Origin of the sequence: Sulfitobacter sp. 1A13679, assembly GCF_043557115.1 — a bacterium.
GTDB classification, from domain to species: domain Bacteria; phylum Pseudomonadota; class Alphaproteobacteria; order Rhodobacterales; family Rhodobacteraceae; genus Sulfitobacter; species Sulfitobacter faviae.
Genome location: NZ_JBIFFO010000019.1, coordinates 25,101 through 40,901 on the forward strand (window position 1 = coordinate 25,101; position 15,801 = coordinate 40,901).

Here is a 15,801-nt window from a genome sequence, read left to right on the forward strand (position 1 = left end):
CACAACATTTTCTGGGAGAATGACATGACACATAAGACCACGACTTTCGGCGGATTTGACCGTCGCGCTTTCTTGCGCAGCGGTGCTGCGCTCGGTGCACTTTCTGTAACGGGCCTGCCGGCCTTCGCCCAAGCGGGGCATGAGATCACCATTGCGGATATCGGTGTGGGCGATCCGGGGGGCGACTGGAGCCGGTTCAGCGATGCCACGGGCCATAGCGTCAACATGGTCTCGATTGGCAACGCACCAGCGGCGATCATTAACCAGCTGCTTGCCGGGGGCGGCATGCAGACCTTCGACATCATCAACATCGTGGGCGGCATGCAAAAGCCCTTGGCGGAAGCGGACCTGATCCAGAAGATCGACCGCTCAAAGCTGCCTAACCTCGAGACCAATACCTATATCGACAAGTATCTTGCTAAGGGCACACCCGGCTTTGACTTCGTTGGCTACGACGGTGAGCTTTACGGCGTGCCAACGGTCCTTCAGGCGGATTCATTTGCCTATCTGCCCGACGAAACCGGGGAGTTGGACAGCTACGGCGCGCTGTTTGATCCCAAGTTCCGCGGCTATGTGTCGATCGAGGACAACTATACGACAGCCGGTCAGAAAACCGCGCTCTACCTCAAGGCCAATGGGCTTGCGGAGATCGAAGACCCGTCGGACATGTCCGAGGGCGAGTTGAAGACGGTGATCGATTTCCTCATCGAGAAGAAGAAAGAGGGGCAGTTCCGAGTTATCTGGTCGAGCTTTGAGCAGGCGGTGAACTTGTTGGTCAGCAAAGAGGTGCACGTCATGGATTGCTGGGAGCCGATGGTTTTCGTGGCCAATTCGCAGGGTGCCAATGTCCGCTATGCTGCCCCACGCGAAGGCTATCTGATGTGGGCGATGGCGGCTTATATCGTCAACAACCCCGAGCGCAGCGCCGAGCAGACCGAGGCGGCCTATGCCTTGCTGAACTTCATGCTGGGGCCATGGTACGGCGCCAAGATCACCGGGCTGCGCGGCTATATGACCAACCCGACCGCACCGCAGTTTGCCCGCGACAACAGCGATGCCTTCACCACCGAAGAGGCCGAGAAGATCGCCGCGATCGACAGTGGGGTGCAGGACCGTTTCGCCACTGGCGGCACCTGGCAGAACCGCTGGCCGACCAATGTCGACCTCTATGAGGAAGAATGGCAGCGGTTCAAGGCGTCGTAATGCGTCGGTGGGGCAGGGATATGTCAGAGCTTTGCGAAAGGACGCGACCATGAATATTGCGCGACACAGCCAGACGCTGTGGAAACTCGCCCTTGGCATTCCGCTCGCCCTCGTGGCGCTGATGATCCTTGGCCCCATCGTGATCATGATCATCGTCAGCTTCTGGTCCAAGACCGGGCTGACGATGGTGCCGGACCTGACGTTGAAGTCCTATGTAACCTTTCTGGGCGGGGTCCGTTTCGATGTGTTCCTGCGCAGTCTTTGGGTGGCGACGACGGCGACGGCGGTGATGCTGCTGCTGGCCTATCCGCTGGCCTATATCATCACCCGCAAAGTGCGGGCATCGCTGACCGGAACGGTATTGTTTTTGTTCTCGGTGCCGTTTCTGGTGAACTTCGTCATCCGCACCTTTTCGTGGTCAGATATCCTTAGCCGCAGCGGGGTGGTGAACTCTTTGCTGATGCAGGCCGGGGTGATCGACGCGCCGATGGACTGGCTGCTGTTCAGCACCTTCGCGGTCTATCTCGGGCTCGTCACCGCCTATATGCCTTTCATGATCTTTCCGATCTGGCTTTCGCTCAGCGGGGGTGAAAAGCGCCACGAAGAGGCCAGTTGGATGCTGGGCGAGGGCCGGTTCCGCACCTTTCTGCGGGTCACCTTGCCGCTGTCGCTGCCCGGTGTCTTTGCCGCCGCGATCTTTGGGTTCGTCGGTGCCTTTGGCGAATTTGCCGTCTCTACCATTCTGGGCGGGACCGGATACCAGCTTTTGGGCAATTCGATCATGAGCTCGCTGGACGTGGTGAACTATCCACTGGCCGCCGCCATGTCGACATTTTCGATCCTCGTGATGCTGCTGCTTTTGGCCGCGTGGTTCTACTTCTTCGACCTGAGGCTGTTCTTGGGTAAAATCATGGGGCGCGGCTGATGGACAGAAGCAATACACAACGGTCGCGTGGCGCGCTTGTCTTAATGTGGCTGTTTTTAGGGGCAGTGCTGCTGTTTCTTTACGCGCCGCTGTTGCCGCCACTGATTCATTCGTTCCGAGATACCGAGGCGAACGGGCTGTTCGCCAACTACACCGCCATTCTGGACGACCCAAGGTTGATGGGCGGGGTGGTCAACACCCTGATCATCGGGGTGGCGGTGGCGGTGATCACGCCGCTTCTGGCGCTGGCGGTGGCGCAGGCGATCCGCGAATGGGGCAAGCCGCGGCTGCTCTTGTCGCTGGTGCTGCTGCCGCTCTTCGTGCCGGGGGTCAGCATGGGGGTGGCCACGGCGATCTTTTTCAAGACATTAGACATTGATCCTTCGCTGCTGACCATGATTGCCGTTCAGGTGCTTTGGGCGCTGCCCTTTGCCACGTTGATCATCATGACCGTGATGTCGAGTTTTGAGGGCGCCTATCTTGAGGCCGCTTACCTGTTGGGATCGAACCGTTTTCAGGCGTTCTGGAACATCGAATTGCCGCACATCCGACCCGGATTGGGGGGCGCCGCGGCCTTTGCTCTGATCCTTTCGTTCAATGAGACGATCCGTACATCCATTGTGCAGGGGCGTCACAATACGCTGCAGACCTATCTATGGGCGCAGTATAAACAGGTGGGGCTGAGCCCGACACTTTATGCGCTGATGACGCTGTTGATCCTCGTGACATTGCTGGTGATGTTGCTGCTCGTGCTTAAGGCACGCGGCGGGACTTCATCGGCGGCGGCTGAGAGCCGGTAGTCTTAGCGCAGGGAGGCAAAGAGAGATGGACCGATCGCATCATAGACCGAAGGCGCCCAGCGTTCGAGGACGTGGGCGATATGCTCGGAAATCACGCGTTCAGCCCGGTCGGGATCGCCGCAGGTCAGTGCCTCGAACAGGGCTTGATGTTCCGCATCGACACCGGCTTCTTGATAATATTGGCGGGGTACTTCGATGCTGCTGAGGGTGAAACGATGGATATGAAGCGTGCAGCGCAGCAAGACTGGGCGGAGCAGGTCCATTTCAGCGGCCGATGCCAGCGCGCAGTGGAATTCACGGTCAAGTTCCGCACCAAGAAACAGGTCGTCTTGGGCATGGGCCTGCGCCATCCGGGCCAAAAGCGCGTCCATCCGTTCCCGATGGGGGCCCATCTCGGCGACCGCGATCTTGCGGGCCACGCCACGTTCGATGGTGAGCCGAACGCGCACCATTTCAACGGCTTCTTCGAGGCTGGTCTCAGTCACCCGGGTGCCGCGATAGCCCAATCGTCGGACCAGCCCGTCATCGGCGAGGCGCAAGAGGGCTTCGCGGATCGTGCCTTGGCTACATCCGAAGACAGCGGCCAGTTCTTGTTCCAACAGTTGCTGGTCGGGGACCAGCTGCCGGAACAAAATCGCCCGTTTCAAAGCGGTATAAACCAGTTCGGATTTCCGGCCACCCACGCGCGGCAGGTCTGCGGTCAGACTATGAAGTGAAATGTCCGGGGCTGTTGACATAAATTTCGACCGCCTCTTAATATCGATATTGTTAATGAATGGTTAATCCGCTGTCCAGCTTGGGGGTATAGCAACCTACGTCACCGCGTCACCTGTCAATCCGCTGCACCGATCTTGCGGACGCAGCATTCCGAATTCCATTTGAATTATCCGAGGCAAACCCATGAACTCCCGACCGATCACCGAAAAAGACATCGAAGCCGCAGAACGCCTGATGGGGATCGCCTATACGGCCAAGGAACGCACGCAGATGATTGGGAACCTTGAGGGGCAGATTGCTTCGGCCGAGGCGCGGCGTACAGTGGAGCTGCCCAATTCGGTGCCCATGGCCTCGCGTTTCGACCCGCGCCTGCCGGGCTTCGAAATGCCCACCGCCGACGGTGTGCAAGCCAGCGAGCCCCAGCGGCCTTTGCCGGACAACGACGAAGACATCGCCTTTGCCTGTTTGCCTGAATTGGGGGTCTGGATACGTTCGGGCGTGCTGAGCAGTCGGCGGCTGACGGAAATCTATCTTGACCGGATCGAGCGTCTGAACCCGCATCTTTACTGCTACGCCACGGTGACCCGCGATTTGGCATTGGCCGAGGCAGACAAGATGGACGCCCTGACGGCAGAGGGCAAGAACCTTGGCCCGCTGCATGGCATTCCATACGGGCTGAAAGACCTCTTCGACACCAAGGACATCGTGACCGGTTGGGGGGCCGAACCTTACCAACATCGGGTGCCCGAGGCCGATGCCCGCATCGTCACGCTGCTGCGCGATGCCGGGGCGGTGATTCTGGGCAAGACGACGCTAGGCGCATTGGCCTACAACGACATCTGGTATGGCGGGCGCACCCGCAATCCGTTCAACCTCGAAGAAGGGTCGTCCGGCTCCAGCGCCGGGTCGGCTTCGGCTACGGGGGCAGGGCTCTGCGCCTTCTCCATCGGGACCGAGACTCTCGGCTCGATCACCTCGCCCAGTCAGCGCTGCGGCACCACCGGGCTGCGGCCCACCTTTGGCCGGGTCAGCCGGGCAGGTGGGATGGCGCTGTGTTGGTCGCTCGACAAGGTCGGCCCGATCTGCCGCGGCGTGGAGGATACAGCACTGGTGTTGGACGCTTTGAACGGAGCCGATGCGGGGGACCGTTGCACCGTGCAGGCGCCGCTGGCCTTCGACGCCGGAAAGGGGATCGAGGGGCTGAAGCTAGGCTATCTGCCCGAGGCCTTCGCTGAGGGCGCCACCGAGGTTGATCACGCCGCGCTGGCGGCGGCACGTGAGCTTGGGATCGACGTTGTCGAAGTCTCGCTGCCCGACCTGCCTTACGGCGCGCTGATGAACATTCTCTATGCCGAAGCCGCTGCCGCCTTTGAGCCGCTCACCCTGACCGACGCCGACGACACGCTGACATGGCAGGACGAGGGCGCATGGCCCAACACTTTCCGCAAGGCGCGTTTCCTTTCGGCTGTGGATCACGTTCAGCTTGATCGGCTGCGCTATCTCGTGATGCAGGCTCTGGATGGGCTGTTTGACGAGGTTGATGCCCTGATCGGCCCCTTCATGACTGGGCCGATGCTGGTGGCGTCAAACTTCACCGGGCATCCCTGCCTGCACCTGCGCGCGGGCTTCGAACAGTTGGGCACGCGCAGCCCTGCGTCGCTTGGCGCAGGCAAGCTAACCACCGGCGACGCCGACGACAGAGGTGAAACCCACCGCGTGCCGCAAGGCATTTCGCTTTGGGGTCGGCTGTATGAAGAGGGCACGATCCTGAACCTCGGGCAAGCGCTTGAGGCAAAACTGGGCGTCGCTGCGGAACGACCAAACCTACCGAAATAACCCAAATACAACGACCCCGAACGGGGCGGATAAACAGCGGGCCCATGTGCCCGCGACCAACAAGGAGACCACCATGAAAAGAAGGCAATTTTTGAAATCCACCTCCGCCCTGCTTGGCGGCACGCTGCTGTCCTCTGTCGCGCTGCCGGCGCTGGCGCAGGCTGAGCCGGTCAAGGGCGGCACCCTAATTTGGGGCCATTCCGAAACCACACAGAACCTCGATATGCACCAGACCGGCACCGCGTCGACCGGGCGTGTTCTGCAAAATGTGCACGACTCCATCGTGACCGTGGACAAGGACCTAAACGTGATCCCGAACCTCGCGGAGAGTTACGAGATCAGCGACGACGGCACCGTCTATACGTTCAAGCTGCGTGATGACGTGATGTTCCACAACGGCAAGAAGATGACCTCGGAAGACGTGAAGTATTCCTTTGAGCGCTGCAAGGATCCGGCCACAGGGGCGGTCAACTTTGAAGTGTTCAACAATGTCACTGGCATCGAGACACCGGATGACACGACCGTGGTCGTCACGCTCGACAAGGTCAACGCGCCCTTCATCTTCCGCCTCGCCGAAAACGGCGCGGGCGTTGTCATGCCAGCCGGCAGCGGCGATGAGCAGGGCAACACGCCTATTGGCTGTGGTCCCTTCAAGTTCGTGCGCCGCGAGTTCGGCAACGAAGTGGAACTGGAGCGGTTTGACGACTACTGGGACGGGCCAGCCTACCTCGACAAGGTCATCGCGCGCGAGATCACCGAGCCTACCGTGCGCCTCACCGGGTTGCGCACCGGCGAGTTGCATATGATCAACGACATCCCCGCCGACCGCATCACCGAGATCGAGGCCGAGGAGGGGCTTCAGGTCGTGTCGTGGTTCCCGCTGAACTGGGACTTCGTGAACTTCAACCACGACTTCGAGCCTTTCAAAGACCCGAAAGTGCGCGAAGCCTTTGACTACATGATCGACAAGGAAGCGCTGCTGGAAGGCGCGCTATGGGGTCAGGGCAAGGTGACCGCTTCGCCAAGTTATCCCACTTCGGCCTCCTACAACCACGATCTGAAGCAGCGTCCGCAAGACATCGAAAAGGCAAAGGCCTTGCTGGCGGAAGCGGGCTATGGGCCGGGCGAATTGTCGGTCGTGTTCAAGGCGACGACAAACTACCCCTACCACATCGAGGCGGCGCAGATCATGCTAGAATGGTTCCGCATGGCCGGCGTTGACGCCACCATCGAGCAGCTCACATGGTCGGATTGGTTGAGCCAGGTTTGGGTCGACAAGGATTTCCAGATTTCCATGATGAACTTCTTCACCCTGTGGGAGCCGGATTTCCTGTATTACTCGATGTGGAACACCGAAGGGGCCTTCAACTACCGGAAGATTTCGCACCCCAAGGTGGACGAACTGACGGCCAAAGCTCGGGTCACCACCGATCCCCAAGCGCGGGCAGAGGTCTATAAAGAGGTGCAGAAGATCGTCCATGACGAGACGCTGGACGTGCTCTTGTGGTTCCGCAATGGCACCATCGGTGCGCAGCCCGCCGTGCAGGGGCTGGATACCATTGTGCATCCCAACGGGTCGAACCTGAACTTCCACAAGGTCTGGCTGCAAAACTGATCCGAAGTGCCGGGGCGGCGCGACCGCGCGACCGCCCCGGCACAAACGGCAAAAACACGCAGCGCCTCCGGGCCTGCGCAATCTAAAAGGGCAGGCAGGCCGTGGGCTATATCCTCAACCGCATCCTATCGATGCTTCTGACGCTGTTTCTGATCTCAGCGATCACTTTTACCGTGACGAACATCCTACCGGGTGATGTCGCGATGATGATCATGGGGACGCAGTCCAACCCCGAAGCTCTCGCCGGGCTGCGCGAGTCGCTCGGGCTGAACGAGCCTTTGGTGGTGCAATACGGGCGTTGGATCGGCGGTATGGTCACCGGCGACTGGGGCGCCTCGCTGGTGTTCAAGGAGCCGATCGCGCCTTTGTTGTTACAAAAGATGAAGGCCAGCGGGTTGATCGTGGTGATGTCGATGTCGATCGCGCTGAGCTGTGCGATCCCGCTCGGGGTTTGGGCGGCGGTGCATCCCAATCGGTGGCAGGACACCACGGCCAGTTCTGCCGCGCTTTTGGGGGTCAGTCTGCCGGACTTCTTTTGGGGCATTATGATGATCTTGCTTTTCGCACGGGGGCTGCAGTGGTTGCCGTCTTCGGGCTTTGTCGACCCAGGTACGGATTTCGCGATGGCGCTGAAACATGCGTTGCTGCCCTCGCTGGCGCTCGGCTTGGGGCTGATGGCGCATTTGACCCGGATGACCCGCGCCACCATGACCGGCATCCTGAACCAAGAGTTCATCCGCGTGGCCCGCGCCAAGGGTCTGAGCGAAAACACCGTGGTCTGGCGCTATGGTCTGACCAACGCGGTCGGCCCGGTGATGACGGTGGCCGGGTTGCAGGTGGGCTATCTGTTTGGCTCGATCATCGTGGTCGAAAGCCTGTTCAACTATACCGGCATGGGATGGCTGACCTATCAGGCGCTTTTGAACCGGGACATGCCGTTGATCCAAGCGAGCGTCTTTGTGATCGCCGCCGTGGTCATGCTCGCCAATCTGCTTGTCGACATCCTCTACGTCGTCGTTGACCCGAGGGTTCGCCTGTCATGAAATTGCCTGCTTCTTTCCGAACCTCCAAGGGAATCTTGGGTATCGCGCTGGTCGTGACCGTGCTTTTGATTGCGATCATCGCGCCGATGCTCATTCCCGACACGCTCGCCACAAAGATGGACATGCGCGCCCGGCTTTCGCCGCCGACATGGGCGCATCCGCTCGGCACCGATCAATTAGGGCGCGACTTGCTTTATCGGGTATTGCTGGGGGCGCAGACCTCGATCCTGATTGCGAGTGCCGCCGTGCTGATGTCGATTCTGATCGGCATGCCGCTTGGCCTAATCTCGGGCTATGCGGGCGGGACCACCGACAATGTACTAATGCGACTGGTCGATACGTTGCTGGCTTTCCCGGCATTGCTGCTGGCGCTGACCATCAGCGCGGTGTTGGGGCCAAACTTGCAAAACACCATCATCGCCATCGGCATCGCCTTTGCTCCCTTTCTGGCGCGGATTATCCGGGGGGAGGCGCTGCGCGTGGCGCAGATGCCCTATGTCGAAGCCGCCCGAACGGCGGGCAATTCGGACCTGCGGCTGATCGTGCGGCATATCCTGCCCAACATCATGCCGGCCGTGATCGTGCAATCGACCATCAGCCTCGCCTTTGCGATCCTTGCCGAAGCGGGGCTGAGCTTTCTGGGGCTTGGCACCCAGCCGCCCGATGCCTCCTGGGGGCTGATGATCCAAGCATCACGCGACTACCTCGACCGCGCGCCTTGGACGGCGCTGGTGCCCGGTGCCGCCGTGGCGCTGACCGTGCTGGGGCTTAACATGTTCGGTGACGCCTTGCGCGATGCGCTGGACCCCAGATCAAAGGGAGGCGCGGGATGACCCTGCATGACAGACCATTGGTATCGATCGACAATCTGAGGGTCGAGTTTCAGGGCGAAGACGGCCCCATCGTCGGGGTCGAAGATGTCAGCTTTTCCATCGCGTCGGGCGAAACTGTCTGCGTGGTCGGCGAAAGCGGCTCGGGCAAATCGGTCACCTCGCTTTCGCTGATGCGGCTGGTTGAGTTTGGCGGCGGCAAGATTACGGGCGGTAAGCTGGAGTTTGCCAGCAACGCCGGGCTCCTGGATGTGGCCGAGGCCGACAACGCCACCATGCGCCGTATCCGGGGCAATGAAATCGGCATGATCTTTCAAGAACCGATGACCTCGCTCAACCCGGTCTTTACCATCGAGCGTCAAATGACCGACGGCTTGCGTATGCACATGGGGATGTCAGCAGAAGACGCCCGCGCCCGTGCGCTGGAGCTGTTGCAACAGGTCCGCATTCCGGAGGCCGAGCGTCGACTAAAGCAATATCCGCACGAGCTGTCAGGCGGCATGCGGCAACGGGTGGTGATTGCCATGGCGATGGCTTGCAAACCGCGCCTGTTGGTCGCGGATGAGCCGACCACAGCTCTTGATGTGACCATTCAGGCCGAAATCCTTTCGCTCATCAATCGGCTGAAGGCCGAGACTGGCATGGCGGTGCTGTTCATCACCCATGACATGGCCGTGGTCGCACAGGTGGCGGACCGGGTGGTGGTCATGCGTCGTGGTCAGCTGGTCGAAGAAGGGCCGGTTGAGGAAATTTTTGCCAATCCCAAGCAGGACTACACCAAGGCGCTGCTCGCCGCGGTGCCCCGGCTTGGCGAAATGCGCGGCAAGACAGCGCCCGAACCTATGCGGCTGATCGGGGACGAGGGGCGGACCATTGCGCCGGTCGTTCCGGAAACCCGCGCGCCTTTGCTGGAGGTCTCGAACCTGACCACGCGCTACCCGATCAAAAGCAGTATCCTGCGACGGGTGGTGGCGAATGTGCATGCGGTCGAGGATGTGAGCTTTACCATCGGCAAGGGCGAGACACTCGCGCTGGTCGGCGAATCCGGCTGCGGCAAATCAAGCTGCGGTCGGTCCATTCTACGGCTGTCTGAGCCGACATCGGGCAAGGTGCTGCTTGATGGCGAAGACGTGGGCGTGTTGAGCGACCGCAACCTGCGCCGTGCTTGGCGCGACATGCAGATGGTGTTTCAGGACCCCTTCGCCTCGCTCAACCCCTATATGCGTCTGCGCGATCAGGTGTCCGAACCGCTGCGGAACTTCGATCTGGCCAAGGGTAGCGAAATCGAGGACCGCGTCGCGGGATTGTTCGACCGGGTGCATCTTCCGCGCAGCTACATGTCGCGCTTTCCACACGAGCTTTCAGGCGGGCAGCGCCAACGCGTGGCCATCGCTCGCGCCTTGGCGGTGCGGCCCAAACTGATCGTCGCGGATGAGGCGGTGAGTGCGCTGGACGTGTCTGTGCAGGCGCAGGTGCTGAACCTGATGATGGAGCTTCAGGCCGAGATGGGCATTTCGTTTCTGTTCATCAGCCACGACATGGCGGTGGTCGAGCGGGTCTCGCACCGGGTTGGGGTGATGTACCGCGGCAGGCTGGTCGAGATTGGCAGCCGCGCACAGGTGTTTGAAGCGCCCCAGCATGACTACACCCGCACGCTGCTCAGCGCCGTGCCTATCGCAGATCCGACCCGCCGAAGCCTGGGCGAAGAGTTGACGTTCAAGCCAATTCCTTCGCCCGTGTTCCCGGTAGGGCACGAGCCCGGTCCGTCGGAATACGATGAGGTCGCCCCCGGTCATTTGGTCCTTAAGACGGCGCTAACTTGAGGGCGGCGCCGTTTATGCCATCGCTCTTTCCGACAGTCGCGGTTTGATCCCTTCAGCCGCGGTAAGAAACGCCAAGAGCCGCGCATCTTGATCGCGCTGCATCACAAACTGCGCCCCGGCGGGCAGGTCGTTGACCTGCCACAACGGCAGGCTCGCCGCTGTTAGGTCAAGGTAATTGGCCAGCCAGGTGAAACGCGACATCGGCAGTTGGGGTGTTGTCAACTTAACTCGCCAGCCGCGAAGAGATGGCCGGTCTTGGAGCGTCAGATGTTCGCGGCCTCCTTCCAAGCGTCGAAGGCCTCCATTCTGTGATAGCGTGTTGCGTTTGCGGAACGGCGACGGGCGAGTATTGAGAAGCGGTTTCTGGCGGCAGACTGGCAAGTCACAAATCGTTGCAACCCGCCCGGAGAGCGAAACCCTTGCATGCACCGCTCTCGTTTTCGAAACGGCAGATGGCTGTTCTCGGCCCGATTGTTCAGTCCTTTGTGAGGGCGATGTTTAAAGCCGGACGCATTGGCGATTGGCAGAGCTGGTGATTTGCCCGACGCACCGGACCATGCTCCTGGACCGCTGCGCCCCTTCTGTCGCAAGTGCGATGCCGTTTTGACTGGCGGGGGAGGGAAGACAGCAGAGGACCCTTCGAAGGCGGATTTCGCCGGAGGCGTCCTCGATCTCCAAAGCCAGATCAGCCGGATCGTCAGAGTTAACCCAGGCCGTTTTGATCGTCTCGAGTATGCAATTCGCACTCTCTGGGCGCCACTTGATCGCGACGGTGCGGCCCGGCCCGTCCTCGCGCTCTGGTACGATGAACCGGGGTGGAATTGTCCCTACGAGGCCCGCGCGGCCTTCGGTCGGTCTGCGCCTCTTCAGCACCTACCAGTGAGCTGGCGGGCTTTGACGCTGGTGATCTTGCATGATCTCTTTGGAACAGATTTGGTGCCCCGGCGCGGTCCTGCCGGAGGCCGCCCTCGTCCTGTTCCGGCGTGCGGCCCAATTGCCGTGGCTCACGGATGGGCGGGACCTACCGAATGGTAAAGGAAAGCGCACGATTGACGCAGGAGCGGAACGCGTCCACAGATTAAGCAAGAGACCCGTCCGCCGGTTAAATGGAAATTTCCTCGACGAGAGAGGCGATTTCGGTTGAATCCACCCATGAAACTAAAACGACACTACCATGGCTGGGAGGGTATTCCAGAATGTCCGATAATGTAAACTTATCGGACATAACTAGAGACGGCAAGGTGGGGCGGTTATCGCGCTGGGCTTGCCTTGCATTGAATAGTGGCGCTTGGAATCTGCCTCCGCTACACTGTTCGAGGGAGAAAACGTATGTTGCATGCTCATAATACATCTGACCTTGTCCGCATGCAGGAGCTTTTCGGGGCGATGAACAGCTTCGAGAACAAACATGCGTCGGAGCGCCTTTATCTCGAAGGTAATGTCTCGTTGCTGTCCGAGGGCAGGCGCGTATCGGTCGTTGGCAGCCGCAAACCAAGCCCGGATGGGCAAACGCGTGCCCGCGCGGTCACGCGTGCACTGGTCGAGCAAGGTATCACTGTGGTCAGCGGGTTGGCGGACGGGATCGATACTTTTGCGCATGAAACCACCATCGAACTGGGTGGGCGCACGATTGCTGTTTTGGGTACTCCGCTTTCCGAACCCTACCCCAAAGGCAACCGTCCGCTTCTGGATCGCATCAAGGGCGAGCATCTGGCCATTTCGCAGTTCGCTGAAGGCACGCCCGTCCGCCGCACTAATTTCCCGCAGCGCAATCGCACCATGGCGCTGATTTCCGATGCAACGATTATCATTGAAGCCAGCGAGAAAAGCGGCACCCGCCATCAAGGGTGGGAAGCCCTCCGCCTTGGACGAATGGTATTTCTGCTTCAGAGCATCGTGGAGAATTCTGCGCTTAGTTGGCCGCAGGAGATGATCGGCTATGGCGCGCAGGTCTTGCGCCGCGATGATCTACCCGCTGTGCTGGAAGACATCCCAAATTGCACTGCTGCGAGCGTCAGTGTCTTCTGAATTTACTTACGGCACCTTCGCCAATTACTCGCCGCGTGGCACATCCGAACCCTCAAGGCGATCGCGGACATTCTGAGCGCAGCAGGGTATGGCGCAGGTGTGGAAGCAATGATTACACGCATCTCTCCGGTTCAGAAATCAGCCTTCGCAGCGGCGGTGGGGCGGCCTTTGATAGATACTCATAAGGCGAGCCTCCACGTGCGGTTTGACTTGTTGCAGCCAGAGCAAATCACGCTGGTGGATGATGTCCTGACCAAGGGCGCAACGACCGCCGCCAGGGCGGAACTGCTCCAGAAGGAATATCCGAACGCCACCATTCACATCTTTGCTGTGATGCGTACTCTCGGATTTGTGGATGAGATCGAGACCGTCTCCGGTCCTTGCGCTTGCAGAATTGTCAACTGTGCCACAGGTAATCCGTATAGTGAACCATGAAATCTCCGGCGCGCCTTTAATGGACCACACGGACGAACGGTTGGAAGGCGATCTTCGCCGCACTGGGAAAGCATCAATCCATTCTTAGACTTTTGCATTCTCGCGAACGACGGATTTCGCCGCGCAGTAGGTCAACAGCAGGTCAGTTTGCGCGGCGGCCTCGGCAACGGTGGCAGGGTCGGTGCCGACAAGGGTGACAGCAGCTTGGGCTTCGCTTTGCCAGTCGAGAATGGGTGCTGCCGCCGCGACGAGGCCGGGGATGAACCGGCCCTCAATCGACGCAAAACCGCGCGCGCGGGTGCGTTCTGCCAATTCGGCAACGCTGGATTTTGACGGTTCTATATCGAGCAGCAGGTTGGGCTGTCGCGCCAGGCGGCGCAGCTGGGTGTTGCGCACCGGCGCGATGGCGCGAGGCGGGCCCCAGGCCAGAAACACTCGCCCGGTGGCCGAGGTGAGCAGGGGTAGAGTGGTCCCCAAACCCATCGAGGTGTCTGTCGGGGCGGCGCCGCGCTCCCAGCGGACCACGGTTGCGCCTTGATTGGCCCAGACCGACAGCAGTACCGTCATGCCGGTGTCGGCGGACAGTCCGGCCAGCCCATCTGCGGCGGCGTTGATGAAATCGTGACGAGCTAAGGCTGCCAGACCGATCTGCAGTGCCCCCTGCCCCAGATCATATTGCCCTGAGCGTCCCTGTTGCTGCACCAGCCCCGCGTTTACGAAGGAGGCAAGATAACGATGCACCTTGCTGGGCGGCATGCCACAGCCTCGGCCAATGTCGGAAAGTGTCTGTGGCCCGCCCTGAGCAGCTAGATAGGACAGTACCCCGAGGGCAGTATCGAGGGACTTCAATCCCTGGCCGTGGGCAGTTTCGTCAGACATTTTCGGTCTCCAATAGTACGCGCAGCGGCGCGACGTCAGCGGCCACAATACCGCTTTCCGCCCGAGTGAAAAGACAGCGCACCTCGCGACCTCGGAAAGCTCGCTTGCCCTCAACAGTGCCGTCATAGTGCAGAGTGAACGACCGGGGTGACCATTCGGTGATTGTGATTCGCAATGAGAGACGATCCCCATCGCCCATCGGACGGCGGAACTCAGCAGAGGCATCGACCAAACCCACCCCCACAGCTTTCAGGTTTCGGCAAAGGGTCGCGTGGCCGCCGGCAGGTCTGAGAAGGGTGTGAAAACCTGCATCCATCCATCGAAATGCATTGGGATAAAAGACAATTCCGGCAGGATCGCAGTCGCCGAATGTGATATCAAAGTCTTGTGCCGCAGTCATCAGTCAATTCCTTATTATGAAATTAATTGCATAATTCAGAATTGTACAGTAGTCCTTAAAAAAGGTCGAGGAGATTTGGGGGATCTATGACAAAGCTTTCCACCGTAGAGATTCTGGGTGCCGGGCCCGCGGGCCTCTACACCGCGATCCTGCTGCGCCGTTTGATGCCGCAGCTGCGTATTCGGGTTACCGAGCAAAACCCAGAAGGTGCCACCTTTGGCTTCGGCGTAGTCTTTTCCGATCAGGCGCTGGAGTTTCTCAAGGCTGATGACCCCGAGACCCATGACCTGGTGGCACCGCATATGGAGCGCTGGCAAAACATGACGTTGAACCTGCCCGATGGTTCGGTGACCTTGGATGGGGTGGGCTTTACCGCCATCGGCCGGTTGAACCTGATCCAGCTCCTGACTGAGCGGGCGCGTGTCCTCGACATTCCCATCCGCTTCGATACCCAAATTACGGAGGTGGAGGAACTGGAGGCCGATCTTGTTATCGGCGCTGATGGGCTGAACTCGCTGGTGCGGCGCGCCTTCGAGGAGAGTTTCGCGCCAAAGGTCGACTATTTCGACAATCACTTCGCGTGGTTTGGCGCGCAGATCCCATTCAGCACACTGACCCAGACTTTCATCGAAACTGAACACGGCCCTATGAACGCCCACCATTACCGCTTCACCCCCGACCGCAGCACATTCATCGTGGAATGCGAGGCAGCGACCTATCGTAAGGCTGGCTTCGGCGAGATGACCGAGGAAGAAAGCGCCGAACGCTGCGCCGTGCTTTTCTCGGACGTGTTGAAGGGCACCAAGCTTATCACCAATAAGTCGATGTGGCGGCAGTTCCCCCGGCTTTGGTGCGAGAATTGGGTTGCCGGGAAGTATGCCTTGTTGGGGGATGCGGTGCATACCGCGCATTTCTCGATCGGCTCGGGAACCCGGCTGGCGCTCGAAGACGCCATTGCCTTGGTGCAGGCCCTGGCGGCGGAACCGGACTTAGAAACGGCGCTCGCCAGTTACCAAGACCACCGCCAGCCCATCGCGCGCAAGATCGTCAATGCGGCCAATACCTCGGCAGAATGGTACGACAGTTTTGGCCAGAAGATGCAGCTGTCCCCGGTGGATTTTGCCTTCGACTACCTGATGAGGTCCGGGCGAATGACCGAAGAGCGGTTGCGCAAGATCGCGCCGCAATTCGCCGCAGACTATGCCGCCAAACGGACCATGGCGGACTGACGGCTCGGCCCCTTCACTCAACGTAGGAACATCACGGC

15 protein-coding genes are annotated in these 15,801 nt (G+C 60.1%); 11 read left to right on the forward strand and 4 right to left on the reverse strand.

Annotated elements, in window-relative coordinates:
• Positions 1-24: 24 nt before the first annotated feature.
• Genes ACGYLA_RS14690 through ACGYLA_RS14700 form a run of 3 tightly spaced genes read left to right on the forward strand, consistent with a single transcriptional unit; the run spans position 25 to position 2,928 of the window.
• Positions 25-1,203 (forward strand): PotD/PotF family extracellular solute-binding protein, encoded by a 1,179-nt coding sequence (locus tag ACGYLA_RS14690; RefSeq protein WP_394433478.1) that lies wholly within the window; start codon positions 25-27, stop codon positions 1,201-1,203.
• Positions 1,204-1,252: 49 nt separating this feature from the next.
• Positions 1,253-2,128, forward strand: a complete 876-nt coding sequence (locus ACGYLA_RS14695) for an ABC transporter permease (RefSeq protein WP_165935609.1) — start codon at positions 1,253-1,255, stop codon at positions 2,126-2,128.
• The gene (locus ACGYLA_RS14700) at positions 2,128-2,928 is read left to right on the forward strand and encodes an ABC transporter permease (protein ID WP_132446348.1); all 801 of its coding nucleotides are present in this window, start codon (positions 2,128-2,130) and stop codon (positions 2,926-2,928) included. Before ACGYLA_RS14695 ends, ACGYLA_RS14700 begins: the two co-directional genes overlap by 1 nt.
• Before the next feature lie 2 nt (positions 2,929-2,930).
• Here the strand turns inward: ACGYLA_RS14700 and ACGYLA_RS14705 are convergent, their stop codons facing one another.
• Positions 2,931-3,665 (reverse strand): GntR family transcriptional regulator, encoded by a 735-nt coding sequence (locus ACGYLA_RS14705; protein ID WP_132446346.1) that lies wholly within the window; start codon positions 3,663-3,665, stop codon positions 2,931-2,933.
• A gap of 163 nt (positions 3,666-3,828) precedes the next feature.
• Between ACGYLA_RS14705 and ACGYLA_RS14710 the strand changes: the two genes are divergently transcribed.
• From ACGYLA_RS14710 to ACGYLA_RS14730, 5 genes are all read left to right on the forward strand, one after another.
• Positions 3,829-5,481 (forward strand): amidase, encoded by a 1,653-nt coding sequence (locus ACGYLA_RS14710; protein WP_132446344.1) that lies wholly within the window; start codon positions 3,829-3,831, stop codon positions 5,479-5,481.
• A gap of 73 nt (positions 5,482-5,554) precedes the next feature.
• Positions 5,555-7,096 (forward strand): ABC transporter substrate-binding protein, encoded by a 1,542-nt coding sequence (locus ACGYLA_RS14715; protein ID WP_132446342.1) that lies wholly within the window; start codon positions 5,555-5,557, stop codon positions 7,094-7,096.
• A gap of 101 nt (positions 7,097-7,197) precedes the next feature.
• Complete coding sequence (locus tag ACGYLA_RS14720; protein ID WP_206054335.1) at positions 7,198-8,139, forward strand: ABC transporter permease; 942 nt, start codon at positions 7,198-7,200, stop codon at positions 8,137-8,139.
• Positions 8,136-8,972 (forward strand): ABC transporter permease, encoded by an 837-nt coding sequence (locus ACGYLA_RS14725; RefSeq protein ID WP_132446340.1) that lies wholly within the window; start codon positions 8,136-8,138, stop codon positions 8,970-8,972. Before ACGYLA_RS14720 ends, ACGYLA_RS14725 begins: the two co-directional genes overlap by 4 nt.
• Positions 8,969-10,792 carry an ABC transporter ATP-binding protein gene (locus tag ACGYLA_RS14730; protein WP_394433483.1) on the forward strand — a complete coding sequence of 608 codons (1,824 nt, stop codon included), beginning with the start codon at positions 8,969-8,971 and terminating at the stop codon, positions 10,790-10,792. The genes ACGYLA_RS14725 and ACGYLA_RS14730 overlap by 4 nt, the downstream gene beginning before the upstream one ends.
• Before the next feature lie 12 nt (positions 10,793-10,804).
• On the opposite strand, the gene ACGYLA_RS14735 is transcribed toward ACGYLA_RS14730, so the two are convergent.
• Positions 10,805-11,014 carry a hypothetical protein gene (locus tag ACGYLA_RS14735; RefSeq protein WP_132446336.1) on the reverse strand — a complete coding sequence of 70 codons (210 nt, stop codon included), beginning with the start codon at positions 11,012-11,014 and terminating at the stop codon, positions 10,805-10,807.
• Positions 11,015-12,178: 1,164 nt separating this feature from the next.
• Between ACGYLA_RS14735 and ACGYLA_RS14740 the strand changes: the two genes are divergently transcribed.
• Positions 12,179-12,820, forward strand: a complete 642-nt coding sequence (locus tag ACGYLA_RS14740) for a DNA-processing protein DprA (protein WP_340263815.1) — start codon at positions 12,179-12,181, stop codon at positions 12,818-12,820.
• Positions 12,821-12,928: 108 nt separating this feature from the next.
• Entirely contained in the window at positions 12,929-13,255 is a 327-nt protein-coding gene (locus tag ACGYLA_RS14745; protein ID WP_340263816.1) for a hypothetical protein, read from the forward strand.
• Positions 13,256-13,339: 84 nt separating this feature from the next.
• Here the strand turns inward: ACGYLA_RS14745 and ACGYLA_RS14750 are convergent, their stop codons facing one another.
• On the reverse strand, positions 13,340-14,134 hold the full coding sequence (locus ACGYLA_RS14750) for a helix-turn-helix domain-containing protein (RefSeq protein WP_340263817.1): 795 nt from the start codon (positions 14,132-14,134) through the stop codon (positions 13,340-13,342).
• On the reverse strand, positions 14,127-14,534 hold the full coding sequence (locus tag ACGYLA_RS14755) for a thioesterase family protein (protein ID WP_340263818.1): 408 nt from the start codon (positions 14,532-14,534) through the stop codon (positions 14,127-14,129). Before ACGYLA_RS14755 ends, ACGYLA_RS14750 begins: the two co-directional genes overlap by 8 nt.
• A gap of 86 nt (positions 14,535-14,620) precedes the next feature.
• On the opposite strand from ACGYLA_RS14755, the gene ACGYLA_RS14760 reads away from it, so the two are divergent.
• On the forward strand, positions 14,621-15,763 hold the full coding sequence (locus tag ACGYLA_RS14760) for an FAD-dependent monooxygenase (RefSeq protein WP_224556244.1): 1,143 nt from the start codon (positions 14,621-14,623) through the stop codon (positions 15,761-15,763).
• The last annotated feature ends 38 nt before the right edge of the window (positions 15,764-15,801 follow it).